Genomic DNA, 257 nt, shown 5'->3' with positions numbered 1-257 from the left:
CTCACATGCCCGATTTGAACGGCAAAATTCGTTACGCAGTGGTCGGCGGCGGATCGATTTCCCAAGGTGCCTTTATGCCAGGCATCGGACAGACAGAAAATTCCGTCATGACTACCCTTGTAACGGGTGACCCAATTAAGGCAGACAAGCTCGCCAAACGCTACGACCTGAAAAGCTACAGCTATTCGCAATACCCCGAGTTGTTGGCATCCGGTGAGATTGATGCCGTCTACGTCGCTACGCCCAACTTCCTGCAC

At 52.9% G+C, this 257-nt stretch carries 1 protein-coding gene; it reads left to right on the top strand.

Translation table 11 applies throughout. The annotated features are described in order from the left end of the window. Positions 1-257: Gfo/Idh/MocA family oxidoreductase (locus KMS84_RS44710; protein ID WP_256921630.1), on the top strand; the 257-nt coding region annotated here is incomplete at both ends.

Origin of the sequence: Streptomyces hilarionis, assembly GCF_024539675.1 — a bacterium.
In the GTDB taxonomy this organism is placed as follows: Bacteria; Actinomycetota; Actinomycetes; order Streptomycetales; family Streptomycetaceae; genus Streptomyces; species Streptomyces hilarionis.
This window is presented reverse-complemented; position numbering and strand designations above follow the sequence as displayed.